The sequence below is a fragment of the Nocardioides albidus genome (assembly GCF_006335005.1).
Lineage (GTDB): Bacteria > Actinomycetota > Actinomycetes > Propionibacteriales > Nocardioidaceae > Nocardioides > Nocardioides albidus.
Genome location: NZ_VDMP01000014.1, coordinates 20,957 through 36,974, shown reverse-complemented (window position 1 = coordinate 36,974; position 16,018 = coordinate 20,957). Strand labels below are relative to the sequence as shown.

The window sequence follows — 16,018 nt, the reverse complement described above, 5'->3', positions numbered from 1 at the left end:
CAGCCTGGATTCAGTCCCGGGCGGGCTTCGGCAGCTGGGTGCGGTCGGTGACCTTCAGCTCGATCTGCTCGCGCGTCTCCTCGGCGCCCCACGTGGAGGTCCGGCCGAGCTGGTAGGTCTGCTTGACCACGAGGTTGCCCGGCGTGACCTCGCCGACGTCGAACAGCACGTGGAAGACCGCGCTGCAGTTCTGGTTCCCGATGTCGGGGCAGGTGCCGCGCCCGGGGTCGCGGATGACGCGGACCGCCTTCGCCCCGCCGAGGGTGAAGGCGCCGTCCACCGTCGTCGGGTAGTAGACGGCTCCCGACGTGAGGTCGGCCGTCGCCTCGTCCCACCGACCGAGCGCGGTCTCCACGGTCAGCGCCAGCCACGAGTGGCCGTCGGCCGCCCAGCTGTCGCCGGCGTACGGCAGCAGCAGCGGGCGGGTCATCGTGCAGCTGAAGCTGGGCTGGCTGACCGTGGGCTTGCGGCTGACGCGGACCTCGCCGCCGCAGTCGACGGGCTCGGCCGGCGTCGGCGACAGGCCGTAGAGGGGCGCCGCAGCGCCGGGGTCGACCTCTCCCGTCGCGAGGTCGGCGGTCTGGACGACGCCATCGAACTCCACCTCGAGCGCGGGCCGCTCCCCGGAGCCGCTGACCGTCACGAAGAAGGACTCCTGACCCTGGGTCGCGGTGTCCGGGGGCGGGATCCGGTAGGACGCGCCGTCGACGATCAGGTCGACGGTCGGGGTCGAGGACGTCTCCAGGAAGCGGGCGTAGCTGCCCAGCGTCGCGGCGTCGTAGTGCCAGCTGACCGGCACGAAGACCTCGCCCTCGGTCGCGGTCAGCTTCTCGAGCTGACGGGTCTCCCCGGCGGAGATGTCCTGGACCGGATCGCCGACCTGGACCACCAGGTTGCCGGTCGGCAGCGCGATGGTCGCCTCGTTGGCGCCCGCGGTGATCTGCGCGTCCGGACGGGCGGGAACCACGTCGCCCGCCTCGATGCCGTCGTCGTCGCCGCACGCGGCGAGGCCGGAGCCGAGCAGCAGCAGGCACAGGGCGGGTCCGAGCGCCTGCGCGCTGCGACGCGGGCGGGAGCGGTGGCGCATGGGGAGTAGCCTGCCACCCCGTGCCCGCCCGTCTGCGCCCAGCCGATCCCGAGGCCGTCGCGGCCGCACTGTCCCGCGTCGGGTCGGACAGCGCCGAGCGCGCGGACCTGCGGCTGCTGACCAAGCACTTCCTCGCGGTGTTGGAGGCCCGGGCGCCCGGCCGCTCGGTGGAGGTCCGGGTGCCGCCGTACGCCGCGGTCCAGGTGATCGAGGGCGTCCGGCACACCCGCGGCACCCCGCCCGCCGTCGTCGAGACTGACGCGGCGACGTGGATCGCGGTCGCCACGGGCCGGCTCGGCTGGGCCGAGGCCGTGGCGGCGGGTCGGGTGCGGGCCAGTGGCGAGCGGACCGACCTGACGCCGTACCTCCCGCTCGGGTAGCGGGGGAGAGCTCAGCCCTCCACGGCGTCGGTCGGCGCCTCCCCCTCGTCGCCGCACGCGGCGAGGGCTAGGTCGCTGCGGCGGTCATGGCCCTGAGCGTCCGAGAAGATGCCATGCCGCGATCCTGCCCCATATGTTGAGACGCATGACCGGACCTGTCTCCACCACCGACCTGCGCACGCGCCTCGCCGAGATCCTCCCGGGTGTCCGATCGGACCTCGAGGCCCTCGTCCGCATCCAGTCCGTCAGCGCCGACCCCGCCCGCCTCGACCAGGTCGAGGTGAGCGCGCAGGCGACGGCCGACCTGTTCGCCGCGGAGGGCGTCGACGTGCAGATCGTGCGCGCCTTCGACGGCGCCCCGCCCGCCGTCATCGGCGAGAAGAAGGGGCCCGAGGGCGCGCCGACGGTGCTGCTCTACGCCCACCACGACGTGCAGCCCGAGAACGACCACGCCGAGTGGGAGACCCCGCCGTGGGAGCCGACCGAGCGCGACGGCCGGCTCTACGGTCGCGGCGCAGCCGACGACAAGGCCGGCATCCTCACCCACGTCGCGGCCCTGCGGATGCTGGGCGACGACCTGCCGGTGACGGTGCGGCTGTTCATCGAGGGCGAGGAGGAGGTCGCCAGCGCGACCCTCCCGCAGCTGCTGGAGAAGTACGTCGACGAGCTGCGCTCCGACGTCATCGTGATCGCCGACTCCGGCAACTGGGACATCGGCGTGCCCGCGCTGACGACGAGCCTGCGCGGGCTGGTCCGGGTCAACGTCGAGGTGCGCACCCTCAGCCACGCCGTCCACCAGGGCATGTGGGGCGGCCTGGTCCCCGACGCCCTCATCACGCTCTCCCGCCTGATCGCGAGCCTGCACGACGACGCCGGCAACCTGGTCGTCGAGGGCCTGCACTCGGGCCCGGCGGCCGACGTCGACTACCCCGAGGAGCGGCTGCGCGCCGAGTCCGGCGTCGCCGAGGGCGTCGAGTGGATCGGCCACGGCCCCGCCGTCGAGCGGCTGTGGACCCAGCCCGCGCTGTCGGTCATCGGCCTCGACGCGCCCAAGGTCGACGGCTCGTCCAACACCCTGATCCCCTCGGCCCGCGCCCGGCTCGCCCTGCGCACCGCCCCCGGCGAGACCTCCGAGAACGCCCTCGCCTGCCTGCGTGCCCACCTCGAGAAGCACGTCCCCTGGGGCGCCCAGCTCACCATCGACGTCGTCGACACCGGCGAGCCGATCGCGCTCGACGTCGCCGGGCCGGCGTACGACGCCGCGCGGGCGGCGTTCACCGAGGCCTGGGACGGCACCGCCCCGGTCGACATGGGCGTCGGCGGCTCGATCCCGTTCATCGCCGAGTTCCTCGAGTCCTTCCCGCAGGCCTCCGTGCTGGTGACCGGCGTCGAGGACCCCGACACCCGCGCCCACGGCCCCAACGAGGGCCTGCACCTCGCCGAGTTCGAGAAGGTCCTGCTCGCCGAGGCGCTGCTGCTGCGCAACCTCGGCGCGCGCTGATCCCGCTGGTCGCGGTTTCACCACGGGATGTAGGCGAACCGGAGCATCTGTAGCGGAGCTCCACTACAGAACCTCCGATCGACCTCCATCCCGTGGTGAAACCGCCGCGCCGGCCCCTGCACCGCAAAAGTCTAGTGATCCACTAGACTCACTCGTATGACGGCGACGAGCACCCCTCCGCCCACCCGCACGCGCACCCGGGTGGCGGTGATCGGCGGCGGGGCGAGCGGCGTGCTGACCGCGATCAACCTCCTCGTCCGGACCGACGACCCCGGTCTCGAGGTCGTGGTCCACGAGGCGAGCGGGATCGTCGGACGGGGCGTCGCCTACGGCACCAACGACCAGCGCCACCTGCTCAACGTCCGGGCCCGCCACATGAGCGCCTTCCCGGACGCCCCCTCCGACCTCCTCGACTGGGCGCTGCGCACGGGGCGCAGCAGCGACCCCCAGGGCTTCCTGCCCCGCGCCGACTACGCGATCTACCTCCAGGACCGGCTCGCCGACGTGGCCGACGACCGGCTCCGGATCCGCGCCGGCCGGGTTCTGGACGTCGTGCCCACCGGTGCCGGCTTCGAGATCGTGACCGAGCGCTCGACCGCGACTGCCGACACGGTCGTCCTGTGCCACGGGAACCAGCCGCCCCGTCCGCTCGCCACCGCGGACGGGGCGGCGCTCCCCGAGGCGCCGTGGCATGTCGCCAACCCGTGGGAGCTGGCCCGCCTGCGTGCCCTGCCCGCCGACGCCCGGGTGGTCGTCGTCGGCACCGGCCTGACCGCCGTCGACACCGCCATCACACTGCTCGAGGACGGTCCGCAGCGACACGTGACGATGGTCAGCCGCCACGGCCTGCTGCCCAAGCCGCATGTCGGCCAGGCCCACACCGCCTGGGTCACCAAGGTCCCCGACGACGCGGTGACCGCCGACGACATCGCGGCCGCCGTCAGGGCCGAATGCGACGCCGCCGCCGAGCGCGGGGTCGGGTGGCGTGCGGTGGTCGACGGCCTGCGCCCGCTGACCCCGGAGCTGTGGCGCCGGCTGCCCCTCGCCGAGCGCCGTCGCTTCCTCGACGTCCATGCTCGCGAGTGGGAGATCCGCCGGCACCGGATGGCCCCCGAGGTCGCCCTGCGCGTCCAGTCCTACCGGTACGACGACCGGCTGGTCGTGCGCCCCGGCAGCCTGCACGCCGTGGCGGACCTCGGCGAGCGCTGCCGGGTCGCCACCGGCCCCGGCCAGGCCCCGGTCGAGGTCGACGCGATCGTCAACTGCACCGGCCCGCTGGCCGACGTACGACGCAGCGAGGATCCGCTCGTCGCGGCCCTGGTGGCCCGCGGCACGCTCGCCCCGGACCCGCTCGCCCTCGGCGTCGACGCGACCGTCGACGGCGCGGTCGTCGGGGCCGACGGACGCGTGGTCGACGGGCTGTTCGTGGTCGGTCCGCCGCGCAAGGGGACCCTGTGGGAGTCGACCGCGATCCCCGAGATCCGCGGCCAGGCGGCGCAGGTCGCGGCCGCCGTGGTGCGGGCCGGTTCTCGCCGCATCGTCGCGAACTGAGAGATCGGGCCGGGGGCCGGTAGGCTAGCGCAACGTGTGCGGAGTCTTCGGTGTATGGGCCCCGGGTGAGGACGTCGCGAAGCTGACCTACTTCGGCCTCTACTCGCTGCAGCACCGCGGGCAGGAGTCCGCGGGCATCTCGGTCAGCAACGGTCGGCAGATCCTCGTCTACAAGGACATGGGCCTGGTCTCCCAGGTCTTCGACGAGAACACCCTCGAGTCGTTCGCCGGGCACGTCGCGGTCGGGCACTGTCGCTACTCGACCACCGGCGCGAGCACCTGGCAGAACGCCCAGCCCACCTTCCGGCCCACCGCCGACGGCTCGATCGCGCTCGGCCACAACGGCAACCTGATCAACACCGCCCAGCTCGCCGGCATGGTCCAGGACCTGCCGAGCGACGACGGTGAGCTCGACATCCACGCCCGCGAGCTCGAGTCGTCCACCAACGACACCAGCCTCGTCACCGCCCTCCTGGCCCACCACCCGGACCAGACGCTGGAGGCCCGCGCCCTGGAGCTGCTGCCGCAGGTCCAGGGCGCCTTCTCGTTCGTCTTCATGAACGAGAACACCCTGTACGCCGCCCGCGACCCCGAGGGCATCCGGCCCCTCGTGCTGGGTCGTCTCGAGCGGGGCTGGGTCATCGCCAGCGAGGACGCCGCCCTGGCCACCACCGGCGCCAGCGTGGTCCGCGAGGTCGAGCCCGGCGAGCTCATCGTGATCGACGAGGACGGCCTGCGCTCGCACAGGTTCGCCGAGCCGCGCCGCAAGGGCTGCGTCTTCGAGTACGTCTACCTCGCCCGTCCCGACGCCTCCATCGCCGGGCGCAGCGTGCACGAGGCCCGCGTGGAGATGGGCCGTCAGCTGGCCCGGGAGTTCCCCGTCGAGGCCGACCTGGTCATCCCGGTGCCCGAGTCCGGTACGCCGGCCGCGTCCGGCTACGCGCTGGAGAGCGGCATCCCGTTCGGGCAGGGCTTCGTCAAGAACGCCTACGTCGGACGCACCTTCATCCAGCCGTCGCAGACGCTGCGCCAGCTCGGCATCCGGCTCAAGCTCAACGCGCTCGAGCACATGATCCGCGGCAAGCGGATCGTGGTCGTCGACGACTCCATCGTGCGCGGCAACACCCAGCGCGCCCAGGTCCGGATGCTGCGTGAGGCGGGTGCGCTCGAGGTGCACGTGCGGATCTCCTCGCCGCCGGTCAAGTGGCCCTGCTTCTACGGCATCGACTTCGCCACCCGCGCCGAGCTGATCGCCAACGGCCTCGACGTCGACGAGATCGCCGCCAGCGTCGGCGCCGACAGCCTCGGCTACATCTCGCTCGAGGGCATGGTCGAGGCGACCGGACAGCCGCAGACCTCCCTGTGCACCGCCTGCTTCACCGGCGACTACCCGATCGCGCTGCCCGACGAGAGCCTCCTCGGCAAGCACCTCCTGGAGGCGACGCTCGAGCCGAGCACGCACGGCGAGGCCCTCCCCGTCTTCAACAACCCATGACCATGGGCCGAGCGTGTCGCGGACGGAGCCTCGAGGGGACCCTTCGGGCCCACCTCGACGCTCCGTGCCGCTTCGCGGCGGTGCGACACGCTGCCGGCCGCGCAGTCGGGTCCGCCTCGGGTTCGGTCTCGCTGGCGGCACACGGACGACGACGAAGGAACCCGAATGACTGACACCGCTGACAACGCCTACGCCCGCGCCGGCGTCGACATCGAGGCCGCGGACCGCGCCGTCGACCTGATGAAGGAGTGGGTCGAGAAGGCCCGCCGCCCGGAGATGCTCGGCGGCCTCGGCGGCTTCGCCGGCCTCTTCGACGCGAGCGCCCTGACGTCGTACAAGCGGCCCCTCCTCGCGACCTCCACCGACGGCGTCGGCACCAAGGTCGCCGTCGCGCAGATGATGGACAAGCACGACACCATCGGGTTCGACCTGGTCGGCATGGTCGTCGACGACCTCGTCGTGTGCGGTGCCGAGCCGCTGTTCATGACCGACTACATCGCGACCGGCAAGGTCGTGCCCGAGCGCATCGCCGCGATCGTCAAGGGCATCGCCGAGGCGTGCGTCGAGGCCGGCTGCGCGCTGGTCGGCGGCGAGACCGCCGAGCACCCCGGCCTCCTCGCGCCCGACGAGTACGACGTCGCCGGCGCGACCACCGGCGTCGTCGAGGCCGACGACCTTCTCGGCGCCTCCCTGGTCCGCGAGGGCGACGTGGTGATCGCGATGGCGGCCAGCGGGCTGCACTCCAACGGCTACTCCCTGGCGCGCCACGTGTTCTTCACGCGGGCCGGCTGGACCGTCGACCGCCACGTCGACGAGTTCGGCCACACGCTCGGCGAGGAACTCCTGGTGCCGACCCGGATCTACACCAAGCCCGCGCTCGCGATCGCGCGGGAGACCGAGACCCACGCCATGGCCCACATCACCGGCGGCGGGCTGGCCAACAACCTCGCGCGGGTCATGCCGCCCGAGCTGAAGGCCACCCTCGATCGCGCCACCTGGACCCCGGCGCCGGTCTTCGACGTCGTGCGCCGCGTCGGCGAGGTCGCCCAGCCCGACCTCGAGGCCACCCTCAACTGCGGCGTCGGCATGGTCGCGCTGGTCGCCCCCGACTCCGTCGACGCGGCCCTGGCCCGCCTCGAGGAGCTCGGCATCGACAGCTGGGTCGCGGGCGAGGTGGGTGTCGACCCCGCTCAGCAGGGGACGGTCGAGCTCGTCGGCCAGCACCCCGGTTGGTGACCTCTGCCTCACTCCGGCCCCAGCGGCGTGCGAGATGTGCTCCCGGCGTGCGGGAACACCCACCCGCCATGTACCGTTGGACCCACGAGACTACGTATTCAGCAGTCCGGGGCCCGGAGGGCTACCGGCCAAGTGTGCGAGGGGGCTGGACCCTATGGGCCGCGGCCGTGCGAAAGCCAAGCAGACCAAGGTCGCTCGCGACCTGAAGTACCGCACTCACGAGACTGATCTCTCGGCGCTGGCCGCGGAGCTCCATGGAGAGCCCGCATCCAGCTCCGACGAGGTGGAGCCCGAGGTGCTCGAGAAGTGGTCGGACTACGCCGACCGCGACTGAGTTGAACGGCGCGAGCGTGTCGCCCCGTTCCTCGCGACACGCTGCCGGGTTTCGAGACGCGTCGCTCAGTCCCCTCGCCTCGCTTCGGGGCTGAGTCGACGCTCCTCAGCCTTCACCGCGGTCGGCCTCCGACATCACCACGACGTCGCCGTGGGTGCCGTAGCCGGCCAGCCTGCCGCCGTACCTCGTGCCGTCGAAGGTCACCAGACGCCATCCGTCGCCCGGCACGTCCGGGTCGGGTGGGATGACGGTCGGCCACGGGATGTTGGTCGGGTACGGCGCGCTCAGGGTGCCGACCTCGGTCATCGCCGTGTCGAACACCGGATAGCGTCCCCGCACCGCTCGGACGTTGTCCCTGCCGTCGCTGGCGAGCACCCGCCAGTCCTCGCCGACCCGGAGCAGGGTCGTGCCCTCGGTCGCGCGCCGGTCGGTCGCGGCGCCGCGCAGGGCGAGGTGGTCCAGGGAGGGACCGGCGGCGAGCAGTGGATGGAAGTCGAAGAACCTCCGCGCGCTGACGTAGCCGACCAGCCAGCCGTCGGCCGTGCGCGCCAGGTGCGGGTCCCAGATGCCGACGCTCGGACCGTCAGTGGGGAGATCGAGGCGACGCGAGGCCAGCACGTGCTGCCCACGGGTGAGGTCGTCGGTCGACTCCGCCACCGTGACGCCGAGCGCGCCCGGAACCCGGTCCGCCTTGCGCGCGGGGAAGTCGGACCAGGTGCTGGTCGCGACCAGCCAGCGACCGCCGTCGCGCACCAGATGGGTCGCGTGGTCGCCGTACACGCCCGGACGGTCCGGCCGCTCGAAGAAGAGGTCGCTGCGCCAGGCGATCCCGCCCGCGGGCGACAGCGCCCACACGGACGTGTGCGCGGTGTCGAAGAAGCCCGGGCCGGCGCTCGTCGCCGTGAGCAGCACGTCCCGCCCGACCCGGTACGGCGAGCCGTCGGCGTGTGACACGAGCCGGATGTCGCGCAGCCCGAGCTGCCCGAAGCTCCCGGCGCGGACCTCGCCGACGCCGGACGCGTCGGGGCGCAGCCCCGCCAGCCACCCCGGGTCGCGGGTGTCCGGGCCGTCGACCTCGCGCAGGTCGATCCGCCCGCGCACGACCCAGCCGCCCGACTCCTCGGTCAGCACCGCCAGGTGGCTCCCGGTCAGGGTGAGCCCCAGCCGGGCCGCCGGGGCGCCCACCCGCCCGTGCCGGCGGCTGCGCAGCACGTGCTCGCTCCCGCCGGTCCGCACCCGCAGCGAGGTCCGCCCGTCCTCCAGCCGGACCGCCAGCCGGGTGCCGTCGGCACCCGCCAGCGCCAGCTCGGCCGCCGCCCCGCCGGACACCGCCGCCTCGACCGCGGCGAAGGGTGCGCGCAGGGGGAGGGCGTCGGTCGCCGCCACCAGCGCCACCGGTCGATGGCGGGCGGCGATCTCGAAGGACGGCAGCACCGTCGCAGGGTATGGCCCCTCCCTCCGGGCCGCGCAGGCGGTGGGTGTGCCGTCCGTCGCGGGATGTCGACTCAGGCGACCAGGTCGTCCCAGCCCCCGGCGAGGTAGTCGACGAACGCCGGCCCCACGTGCTCGGCGGCGAGGACCTCGCGCGGCACCGGACGGGGTCGGGCGGCGAACTCCGGGTCGGCGAGCGCACGGGTCGCGAAGTCGTGGTGCAGGATCGCGCCGATGCCGACCGTCACGACGTCCGCTCCCTGCTCCAGGCACCAGCCTGCGTCCGCGCTGGTCAACACGCCTCCCGCGACACCGAGCAGGGCCCCGTGGCGCGGCAGGTCGGTGAAGTGCTCGATCAGGAGGCCGTCGTACCCCTCCGTGCGTGGGCGCATCCGGACGTCCCACAGAGACATGTCGAGGTAGTCGAGCGAGCCGGTCGCCAGCAGGGCGCGTGCCGTCTCACGTCCCTCCGGCAGCGTGATGCCGTAGCCCTCGGGGGTGAGCCGCAGGCCGAGCTGGAAGTCGGGTCCGGTCGCGGCGCGGACTCCCTCCACGATCTCCAGCAGGGGTCGCATCCGGTTCTGGAGCGCGCCGCCGTACTCGTCCTCGCGATGGTTGGAGCGGGCGTCGAGGAACTGGGCGAGCAGGTAGCCGTGTGCGCCGTGCAACTCGACCCCGTCGAAGCCCGCCTCCTCCGCGCGCACCGCGGCCGCCACGAAGTCCGCGACGATCCGTCGTACGCCGCCGGTCGTCAGCGCGACCGTGTCCTTGGCCGGGTCCGCCCATGGTCCCACGTTGGGGACCCCGTTGAGCGCGGCGTCGGAGCGCCGACCGGCGTGGTGGAGCTGGACGGCGGAGCGGGTGCCGGCCGCGCGCAGGCTCTCGGCGAGCCGTCGGAGCCCGGGGAGGTGCTCGTCGCCCGCGATGCCGAGCTGGCCCCGCCACGCGCGGCCCTCCGGGGCGACGTACGCGGCGCAGGTCATCGTCATCCCGAACCCGCCGCGCCCGCGCGCCACGAGCCAGTCGTGCTCGTCGTCGCTCAGGGTCCCGTCGTCGTTGCTCTGCGTGTTGGTCAGCGGAGCGAGGGCGAAGCGGTTGCGCCAGGCGGGTCCGTGGGCGAGGGCGACGGAGTCGGAGAGCGAGGTCACCGGATCATCGTGCCAGCGTCTCCGGGACGAGAGCGACGAGACCCCGGCCAGCAGGGCTGACCGGGGTCTCGTGGCTTGTGGGCAGGGGCGGGGTCGAACCGCCGACCTATCACTTTTCAGGCGATCGCTCGTACCAACTGAGCTACCTGCCCAAGCAGTCAGCAACCTTACCGGAGGGTGCGCCGTCGTACGAAAGCGGCGGGCACCCCGAGACGTCGGAGCGCCTCGCGATGAGCGGGCGCGGGGCGACCGGCACTATGCTGACCGCGCTGCGGAGGCGTCGTCCTCCACGGTGGGCCCCCATCGTCTAGCGGCCTAGGACACCGCCCTTTCACGGCGGGTACGCCGGTTCGAATCCGGTTGGGGGTGCGGCTCGTCGGCCGAGGCGGCTCCCGATTGGGAGTCGCGCGGCACGATGGGTTAGAGTTCCATCCGCTTCACCAGTGGAGCAGCAAGGCCCTGTAGCGCAGTTGGTTAGCGCGCCGCCCTGTCACGGCGGAGGTCGCGAGTTCGAGTCTCGTCAGGGTCGCCGACATCGAGGAAGCCCCGGCCGGCAGGCCGGGGCTTCTCGCATTTGCCGCTTCGCGCACAATGGGGCCGTGCCGGTCGAGATGAGCCCCGAGGACTTCGACGCCCTCGTCGACCGTGCCCTCGACGAGATCCCCGACGAGCTGGCCCGGCTGGTCCACAACGTCGTCGTCCTGGTCGAGGACGAGCCGCCGGAGGGGGAGCCGGACGACCTGCTCGGGCTCTACGACGGCGTGGCGCTCACCGAGCGCGGCGGCGGGCTCGACCCCCAGCTGCCGGACCGGATCTTCCTGTTCCGCGGCCCGCTCCTCGACATGTGCGACGACGAGGAGGACCTGGCCGAGGAGGTCCGGATCACCGTGGTGCACGAGGTCGCCCACCACTTCGGCCTCGACGACGCGCGCCTGCACGACCTCGGCTACGCCTGATCAGAGTCGGGCCGCCAGATAGCCCAGCGAGCACGCCGCGAGGCCGAGGGCGATCGTGACGACGGCGTACGCCGCCCCTCGGCGCAGGCCCAGGTCGCGCGACTGCACCGCCAGCGAGGAGTACGTCGAGAGACCGCCACAGAAGCCGGTCCCGACCAGGGCGAGCGCGGAGCCGCCGACCGACCAGCCGACGCACGCGCCGAGGACCAGGCTCGCCAGGGTGTTGGCGGCGAGGGTGCCGTGGTGCCACCCGTCGTCGAAGTGGTGTCCCAGCGCGTAGCGCAGGGGCGCACCCACGGCGGCGCCGAGCGCGACCAGGAGGGCGGTCACGTGGGAGCCCCGCTCACAGCTCGTCCTCGCCGGGGAGCGGGGGCGCGGCCAGGCCGACCACGGTGACGGCGACCAGGCAGGCCAGGAGGGTGCCGGCGACGTAGGCGAGGGCCAGGCCGGCACGCCCGTCGGCGAGCAGGCTCCGGGCCTGGGCGGAGGTGGCGGAGAAGGTCGTGTAGCCGCCGAGCACGCCCGGTCCGAGCGCCGCGGCCCAGGTCGACGAGCGGCGGGCCAGGGGCAGCAGCAGCAGGGCGGCGAGCAGCGCCGACCCGGAGACGTTGATCGCGAAGGTCGTCCAGGGGAACCCGGAGCCGTCCGCGGCGACCTCGGTGGCGGCGTACCTCGCCACCGCGCCGACCGCTCCTCCCGCTCCCACGGCCATCAGCAGCCGGGGAGGTGGGGTCATGCCTGCAGACTAGGACGCGCGCCGGAGCTCGCGCCGGTGCCCTGCCAGGCGACCGGCGGGGCGCCGACCGACTGCCGGCGGAACTCGCCGAGGAACCAGATCTGGAACGAGCGCTGCTCGCTCGTGCGGGGCGCGGTGAGCAGCCGCTGGGCGCGGGAGAACTCGTCGGCCGCGTCGAGCAGGTCGATCAGGCCGCCGATCTGGCGGGCGGTCTCCCGCGGCATCCGCAGTCGGAGGTCGATCGTCTCGAGCCCGTCGGCGTACGCCTTGTCGACCTGCTCGCGGCCCATGTTGGCGCGCAGCGGCCGCTCGAGGGCGTCGAAGTGGTCGGAGAGCACCTTGGCCAACGGGTAGTCGTCCTCGTGGGCGAGCGCGAGGAGCCGGATCTCGCGGCGCAGGTCGCGGTAGTGGCGCTGGAAGCGACCGAAGGCCCCGATCGGCACGCCGTTGATCTGGACGCCGACCTCGCCGACGCGGGTGTGGTCGGCCTGCAGGGACGGCATGCTGTGGGTCTGCTGGTACGGCGCGCCGCCGGTCTCGGACAGCTCGGGGGCCGGCTCGAACCAGACCGCCTTGCCGTCCTCGTCGATCTCCGCGCCCCAGGCGACCGAGGCGCGGGCCACGATGTCGAGCCCGCGGCCGACGGTGGTGAGGGCGGCCAGCTGGTCCTCGTCGAGCGCGTCGAAGGTGTCGAGGTCGAAGGCGTCGATGTCGAAGCCGCCGGCCTGGGTCGAGGGCTGCGGCGGGATGACCGAGGCGTCGTGGACCTCGAAGCGGGGATGCTCGGCCGTGCCGCGCACCTGGAGCCGGATCGGGGCGGTGCCGTGCAGCACGGCGTTGGTGACCAGCTCGGAGATCGCCAGCTCGGCGCAGTCGGCGAGGTCGGTCCGGCCCAGCTGCCCACAGGTCTGGACCACCCAGCGTCGTGCGTCGTGCACGATGCGTGGCCCGGGGGCCAGGTCCAGGGTCTGCCGGTGCTGCACGGAGGAACCTTCCGGTGTCGCGGCCCGAGTTCTGTGATCGATGTCCGATGGATGATGGTGCTGCTCCCGGGTGCGATACCCCACCCGGTTGACGACTAAACCAACCTCGGAGACGAGCTTTGGTGACGGTCCGAGGGCGATGTGACCGACCAGACCTTGACCTCGGGTTGGGCGTCATGCAGCGGACGCGGAACAATGGCGCCGAGAGGACGCCGTCGCGTCGTCAACCGAGGTGTTCCAGGAGGAAGTCATGGCAGCAGGCGACACCCAGCCCGAACTGCCCGATCGCGTCATCGTCCCGCGCTCCGACCGTCACCAGGTCGTCGTCATCGGCTCCGGCTTCGGCGGCCTCTTCGGCACCAAGCAGCTGCGCAAGGCCGATGTCGACGTGACGATGATCGCCAAGACGACCCATCACCTCTTCCAGCCGCTGCTCTACCAGGTGGCGACCGGCATCCTCTCCGAGGGCGAGATCGCCCCGCCGACCCGCGAGGTCCTGGCCAACCAGAAGAACGCCCAGGTCCTGCTCGGCGAGGTCACCCGGATCGACCTGGAGAACCGTCTGGTCACCTCCCACGTGCTGGGGCGCGAGCTCGTGACGCCGTACGACTCCCTGATCGTCGCCGCCGGCGCGGGCCAGTCCTACTTCGGCAACGACCACTTCGCCCAGTTCGCGCCGGGCATGAAGAGCATCGACGACGCCCTCGAGCTGCGCGGCCGGATCTTCGGCGCCTTCGAGATGGCCGAGCTCGGCGCCGCCCGCGGCGAGAACGTCGACCACCTGCTCACGTTCGTCGTCGTCGGCGCCGGCCCGACCGGTGTGGAGATGGCCGGTCAGATCGCCGAGCTCGCCCACCGCACGCTGACCCGCGACTTCCGCGCGATCTCGACCCGGCAGGCCCGGGTCATCCTGGTCGACGCGGCGCCGCAGGTGCTGCCGCCGTTCGGAGCCAAGCTCGGCCGGTGGACCCAGGAGAAGCTCGAGAAGCTCGGAGTCGAGGTCATGCTCGGCGCGCTGGTGTCCCAGGTCGACGAGCGCGGCCTGGTCGTCAAGTACAAGGACGGCTCCGAGAAGCGCATCGACGCCGTCACCAAGGTCTGGGCCGCCGGCGTGCAGGCCAACCCGCTCGGCAAGCAGCTCGCCGAGCAGACCGGCGCCCCGCTCGACCGCGCCGGTCGGATCTCGGTCAACCCCGACCTGACCCTCCCGGGCTATCCCGAGGTGTTCGTGGTCGGCGACATGATCTCCCTCGACAACCTGCCCGGTGTCGCGCAGGTCGCGATCCAGGGCGCGAAGTACGCCGCCAAGGAGATCGAGGGGCGCCTCCAGGGCAAGCCCGCACAGGCCCCGTTCAAGTACTTCGACAAGGGCTCCATGGCCATCGTCAGTCGCTTCCGCGCGGTCGCGATGGTCGGCAAGCTCCGCCTCACCGGCATCATCGCCTGGCTGATGTGGCTCGTCGTGCACCTCTTCTACATCACCGGCTTCAAGAACCGGGTGACCGCGGTCATGCACTGGTTCGTCTCCTTCATCGGCAAGGGGCGCTCCGAGCGCACCTCGACCGAGCAGCAGATCTTCGCCCGCGTGGCGCTCCAGCGCCTCGCCCGCGGCGCGACCGACCTGGTCTCCGAGCCCGGCGAGTTCGACGAGTCGCAGCGTCGCGCCGAGCTCGAGGCGCAGGCCGCCGAGGAGGCGCGGCTCTCCGACGAGAACAAGCGCGGGGTCAAGGTCGGCGGCTGACGCAGGAATTCCCTGACCAGTCAGCTGATCTGCTCCCGGATGTGGCGGGGCAGGATGAACACGCCCTCGGCCTCCGCGGTGACGCCGTCCGGGCCGATCATGTGCGCGCGGGCCCAGGTCTTGACGCCGTCCTCGCGGTCGATCCAGGCCTCGGCGCGCAGGTCGCCGAGCGGCGTGCCCTGCCGGTAGACGATGGTCAGGGTGCCGGTCATGCCCGGCCGTCCGGCGGCGCCGACGGAGTGTCCCAGCAGCTGATCGAGGATGAGCGAGACGATGCCGCCGTGGACCAGCCCGGGCGGCCCCTCGTACGCCGCTCCGCAGCGGAACGCCGCCTCGACCCGTCCGCCGGGCTCACTGGTGACCTCGACGGGCGGGGCCAGCGGGTTGCGCAGGCCGATGACCGGGTTGCCCCACGGTCGCCTGCGCCCGGCGGTGAGGTGCTCCTGACCGAGCGTCCGGGCGCGACGTACCTTGCGCAGCCGGGCCACCGCCGCCTCGAGGTCGGTGTGGGCCGCGCGCACCTCGTCCTCGTCGACCTCGGACATGACGCACAGGTCCACGAGCTCGCGGGCCGCCTCCGCGAGCGGTCGCCAGACCGCCGCCTCCCGCGCGACCACGGCGGCCGGCGTGTCGTCGGCCTCCGGCAGGTGCCAGTTCATGGCGCCAGGGTAGAACACGTTCTCGGGCGAGGCGGGACGTCGTTCCGGTGACCGGGAGTGATGGGATGGAGGCCATGACCGCGCTCGTGCCTCCCGACCTCGCCCGCTGGCAGCGCTGGGCGGCCATGATCGAGGACTATGCGGGAACGGCCGAGATGCACGGGTCCGGCTACTGGCAGCTCGACGGCGATCCGGTGCCGACGGAGGCGGGATGCGCGGCGTTCGTGGCCATGACCGAGCTGACCTCGACGGCCGACCTCGACGGGACCCGGGTGCCGTCGACGTACTTCTGGATCGCGGCGACCGACGGGGGGCCGGACGACGAGCTGGTCGGCTTCCTGCACCTGCGTCATCTGCTCAACGTGGTGCTGTTCGAGGCCGCGGGCCACATCGGCTACTCCGTGCGTCCCTCGGCCCGGCGGCAGGGCCATGCCACCCGCGCGCTCGCCCTCGGCGTCCGGGCCGCGGCCGGGCTCGGCATCGATCAGGTGCTCGTCACCTGTGACACCGACAACGAGGCGTCGCGTCGCACGATCGAGGCCGGTGGCGGGCTCTTCGACGACGAGCGGCACGGCAAGCTGCGCTTCTGGATCCCTACGTCTCGCTGACGGGACCACGGGGAGGCGCGGGAGGCGGGCTCGGGCGCAGACTCGGGCGGAGCCGGTAGAGCACGGTCGTGAACCAGTACGGGTCGACCATCGATCGGGTGATCACGACCAGCGGCAGGCCCTCGCGCTCGATCAGGACCGTCCACCGGCGATCGCTCGGCTCGCCCACGAT

Annotated in this window: 17 protein-coding genes and 3 tRNA genes; 11 read left to right on the top strand and 9 right to left on the bottom strand. The window is 72.8% G+C overall.

All coding sequences use genetic code 11. The features are described 5' to 3' along the window. Positions 1 to 10: 10 nt before the first annotated feature. Positions 11 to 1,087, bottom strand: coding sequence for a hypothetical protein (locus FHP29_RS02350; RefSeq protein ID WP_139621265.1), 1,077 nt, complete (start codon positions 1,085 to 1,087; stop codon positions 11 to 13). A 20-nt stretch (positions 1,088 to 1,107) separates the two neighbouring features. On the opposite strand from FHP29_RS02350, the gene FHP29_RS02345 reads away from it, so the two are divergent. The 6 genes from FHP29_RS02345 (at position 1,108) to FHP29_RS02320 (ending at position 7,584) form a co-directional block, all read left to right on the top strand. Further along, a complete protein-coding gene (locus tag FHP29_RS02345) occupies positions 1,108 to 1,467 on the top strand; it encodes a sterol carrier family protein (protein WP_139621264.1) in 360 nt (119 codons plus the stop codon). A gap of 145 nt (positions 1,468 to 1,612) precedes the next feature. Then, complete coding sequence (locus FHP29_RS02340; RefSeq protein WP_139621263.1) at positions 1,613 to 2,968, top strand: dipeptidase; 1,356 nt, start codon at positions 1,613 to 1,615, stop codon at positions 2,966 to 2,968. A gap of 156 nt (positions 2,969 to 3,124) precedes the next feature. After that, positions 3,125 to 4,519, top strand: a complete 1,395-nt coding sequence (locus FHP29_RS02335) for an FAD/NAD(P)-binding protein (RefSeq protein WP_240044252.1) — start codon at positions 3,125 to 3,127, stop codon at positions 4,517 to 4,519. Positions 4,520 to 4,553: 34 nt separating this feature from the next. After that, positions 4,554 to 6,014 carry an amidophosphoribosyltransferase gene (purF, locus tag FHP29_RS02330; protein WP_139621262.1) on the top strand — a complete coding sequence of 487 codons (1,461 nt, stop codon included), beginning with the start codon at positions 4,554 to 4,556 and terminating at the stop codon, positions 6,012 to 6,014. A gap of 165 nt (positions 6,015 to 6,179) precedes the next feature. After that, positions 6,180 to 7,250 (top strand): phosphoribosylformylglycinamidine cyclo-ligase, encoded by a 1,071-nt coding sequence (gene purM, locus FHP29_RS02325; RefSeq protein ID WP_139621261.1) that lies wholly within the window; start codon positions 6,180 to 6,182, stop codon positions 7,248 to 7,250. 154 nt (positions 7,251 to 7,404) lie between these two features. Further along, positions 7,405 to 7,584: a DUF3073 domain-containing protein gene (locus tag FHP29_RS02320; protein WP_139621260.1), complete on the top strand. Its 180-nt coding sequence runs from the start codon at positions 7,405 to 7,407 to the stop codon at positions 7,582 to 7,584. Between the two features lie 105 nt (positions 7,585 to 7,689). Here the strand turns inward: FHP29_RS02320 and FHP29_RS02315 are convergent, their stop codons facing one another. From FHP29_RS02315 to FHP29_RS02305, 3 genes are all read right to left on the bottom strand, one after another. Then, positions 7,690 to 9,018, bottom strand: coding sequence for a hypothetical protein (locus FHP29_RS02315; RefSeq protein WP_139621259.1), 1,329 nt, complete (start codon positions 9,016 to 9,018; stop codon positions 7,690 to 7,692). A gap of 71 nt (positions 9,019 to 9,089) precedes the next feature. Further along, positions 9,090 to 10,163 (bottom strand): NADH:flavin oxidoreductase, encoded by a 1,074-nt coding sequence (locus FHP29_RS02310; RefSeq protein WP_139621258.1) that lies wholly within the window; start codon positions 10,161 to 10,163, stop codon positions 9,090 to 9,092. A 78-nt stretch (positions 10,164 to 10,241) separates the two neighbouring features. After that, positions 10,242 to 10,315: transfer RNA gene (locus FHP29_RS02305), tRNA-Phe, on the bottom strand. Positions 10,316 to 10,459: 144 nt separating this feature from the next. Between FHP29_RS02305 and FHP29_RS02300 the strand changes: the two genes are divergently transcribed. The 3 genes from FHP29_RS02300 to FHP29_RS02290 all read left to right on the top strand — a co-directional run bounded on the left by FHP29_RS02300 (position 10,460) and on the right by FHP29_RS02290 (position 11,119). Then, positions 10,460 to 10,532, top strand: a tRNA-Glu gene (locus FHP29_RS02300). Between the two features lie 86 nt (positions 10,533 to 10,618). Further along, a tRNA-Asp gene (locus FHP29_RS02295) sits at positions 10,619 to 10,692 on the top strand. A 70-nt stretch (positions 10,693 to 10,762) separates the two neighbouring features. Further along, the gene (locus FHP29_RS02290) at positions 10,763 to 11,119 is read left to right on the top strand and encodes a metallopeptidase family protein (protein ID WP_139621257.1); all 357 of its coding nucleotides are present in this window, start codon (positions 10,763 to 10,765) and stop codon (positions 11,117 to 11,119) included. Here FHP29_RS02290 and FHP29_RS02285 read toward each other — a convergent pair whose 3' ends face one another. The 3 genes from FHP29_RS02285 to FHP29_RS02275 are packed head-to-tail and all read right to left on the bottom strand — an operon-like array spanning position 11,120 to position 12,838. Beyond that, positions 11,120 to 11,449, bottom strand: a complete 330-nt coding sequence (locus FHP29_RS02285; protein WP_139621256.1) for a fluoride efflux transporter FluC — start codon at positions 11,447 to 11,449, stop codon at positions 11,120 to 11,122. Between the two features lie 13 nt (positions 11,450 to 11,462). Next, positions 11,463 to 11,855, bottom strand: coding sequence for a fluoride efflux transporter FluC (locus tag FHP29_RS02280; protein WP_139621255.1), 393 nt, complete (start codon positions 11,853 to 11,855; stop codon positions 11,463 to 11,465). Next, positions 11,852 to 12,838: an ATP-binding protein gene (locus tag FHP29_RS02275; protein WP_139621254.1), complete on the bottom strand. Its 987-nt coding sequence runs from the start codon at positions 12,836 to 12,838 to the stop codon at positions 11,852 to 11,854. Before FHP29_RS02275 ends, FHP29_RS02280 begins: the two co-directional genes overlap by 4 nt. A gap of 250 nt (positions 12,839 to 13,088) precedes the next feature. Here FHP29_RS02275 and FHP29_RS02270 point away from each other — a divergent pair, with 250 nt between their 5' ends. Continuing rightward, the gene (locus tag FHP29_RS02270; protein WP_139621253.1) at positions 13,089 to 14,579 is read left to right on the top strand and encodes an NAD(P)/FAD-dependent oxidoreductase; all 1,491 of its coding nucleotides are present in this window, start codon (positions 13,089 to 13,091) and stop codon (positions 14,577 to 14,579) included. A 20-nt stretch (positions 14,580 to 14,599) separates the two neighbouring features. On the opposite strand, the gene FHP29_RS02265 is transcribed toward FHP29_RS02270, so the two are convergent. Beyond that, positions 14,600 to 15,238 (bottom strand): PaaI family thioesterase, encoded by a 639-nt coding sequence (locus FHP29_RS02265; protein ID WP_139621252.1) that lies wholly within the window; start codon positions 15,236 to 15,238, stop codon positions 14,600 to 14,602. Positions 15,239 to 15,312: 74 nt separating this feature from the next. On the opposite strand from FHP29_RS02265, the gene FHP29_RS02260 reads away from it, so the two are divergent. Next, the gene (locus FHP29_RS02260; RefSeq protein ID WP_192903944.1) at positions 15,313 to 15,846 is read left to right on the top strand and encodes a GNAT family N-acetyltransferase; all 534 of its coding nucleotides are present in this window, start codon (positions 15,313 to 15,315) and stop codon (positions 15,844 to 15,846) included. On the opposite strand, the gene FHP29_RS22140 is transcribed toward FHP29_RS02260, so the two are convergent. Continuing rightward, the coding region (locus FHP29_RS22140; RefSeq protein ID WP_205013814.1) for a hypothetical protein at positions 15,833 to 16,018 on the bottom strand (186 nt) is incomplete at its 5' end. The genes FHP29_RS02260 and FHP29_RS22140 overlap by 14 nt on opposite strands.

Bases quoted from the DNA above. Each gene is read 5' to 3' on its own strand.
- FHP29_RS02265 (WP_139621252.1), bottom strand. From the start codon at position 15,238: ATGAACTGGCACCTGCCGGAGGCCGACGACACGCCGGCCGCCGTGGTC.
- FHP29_RS02280 (WP_139621255.1), bottom strand. From the start codon at position 11,855: ATGACCCCACCTCCCCGGCTGCTGATGGCCGTGGGAGCGGGAGGAGCG.
- FHP29_RS02260 (WP_192903944.1), top strand. From the start codon at position 15,313: ATGACCGCGCTCGTGCCTCCCGACCTCGCCCGCTGGCAGCGCTGGGCG.
- FHP29_RS02270 (WP_139621253.1), top strand. From the start codon at position 13,089: ATGGCAGCAGGCGACACCCAGCCCGAACTGCCCGATCGCGTCATCGTC.
- purM (WP_139621261.1), top strand. From the start codon at position 6,180: ATGACTGACACCGCTGACAACGCCTACGCCCGCGCCGGCGTCGACATC.
- FHP29_RS02320 (WP_139621260.1), top strand. From the start codon at position 7,405: ATGGGCCGCGGCCGTGCGAAAGCCAAGCAGACCAAGGTCGCTCGCGAC.
- FHP29_RS02340 (WP_139621263.1), top strand. From the start codon at position 1,613: ATGACCGGACCTGTCTCCACCACCGACCTGCGCACGCGCCTCGCCGAG.
- FHP29_RS02350 (WP_139621265.1), bottom strand. From the start codon at position 1,087: ATGCGCCACCGCTCCCGCCCGCGTCGCAGCGCGCAGGCGCTCGGACCC.
- FHP29_RS02335 (WP_240044252.1), top strand. From the start codon at position 3,125: ATGACGGCGACGAGCACCCCTCCGCCCACCCGCACGCGCACCCGGGTG.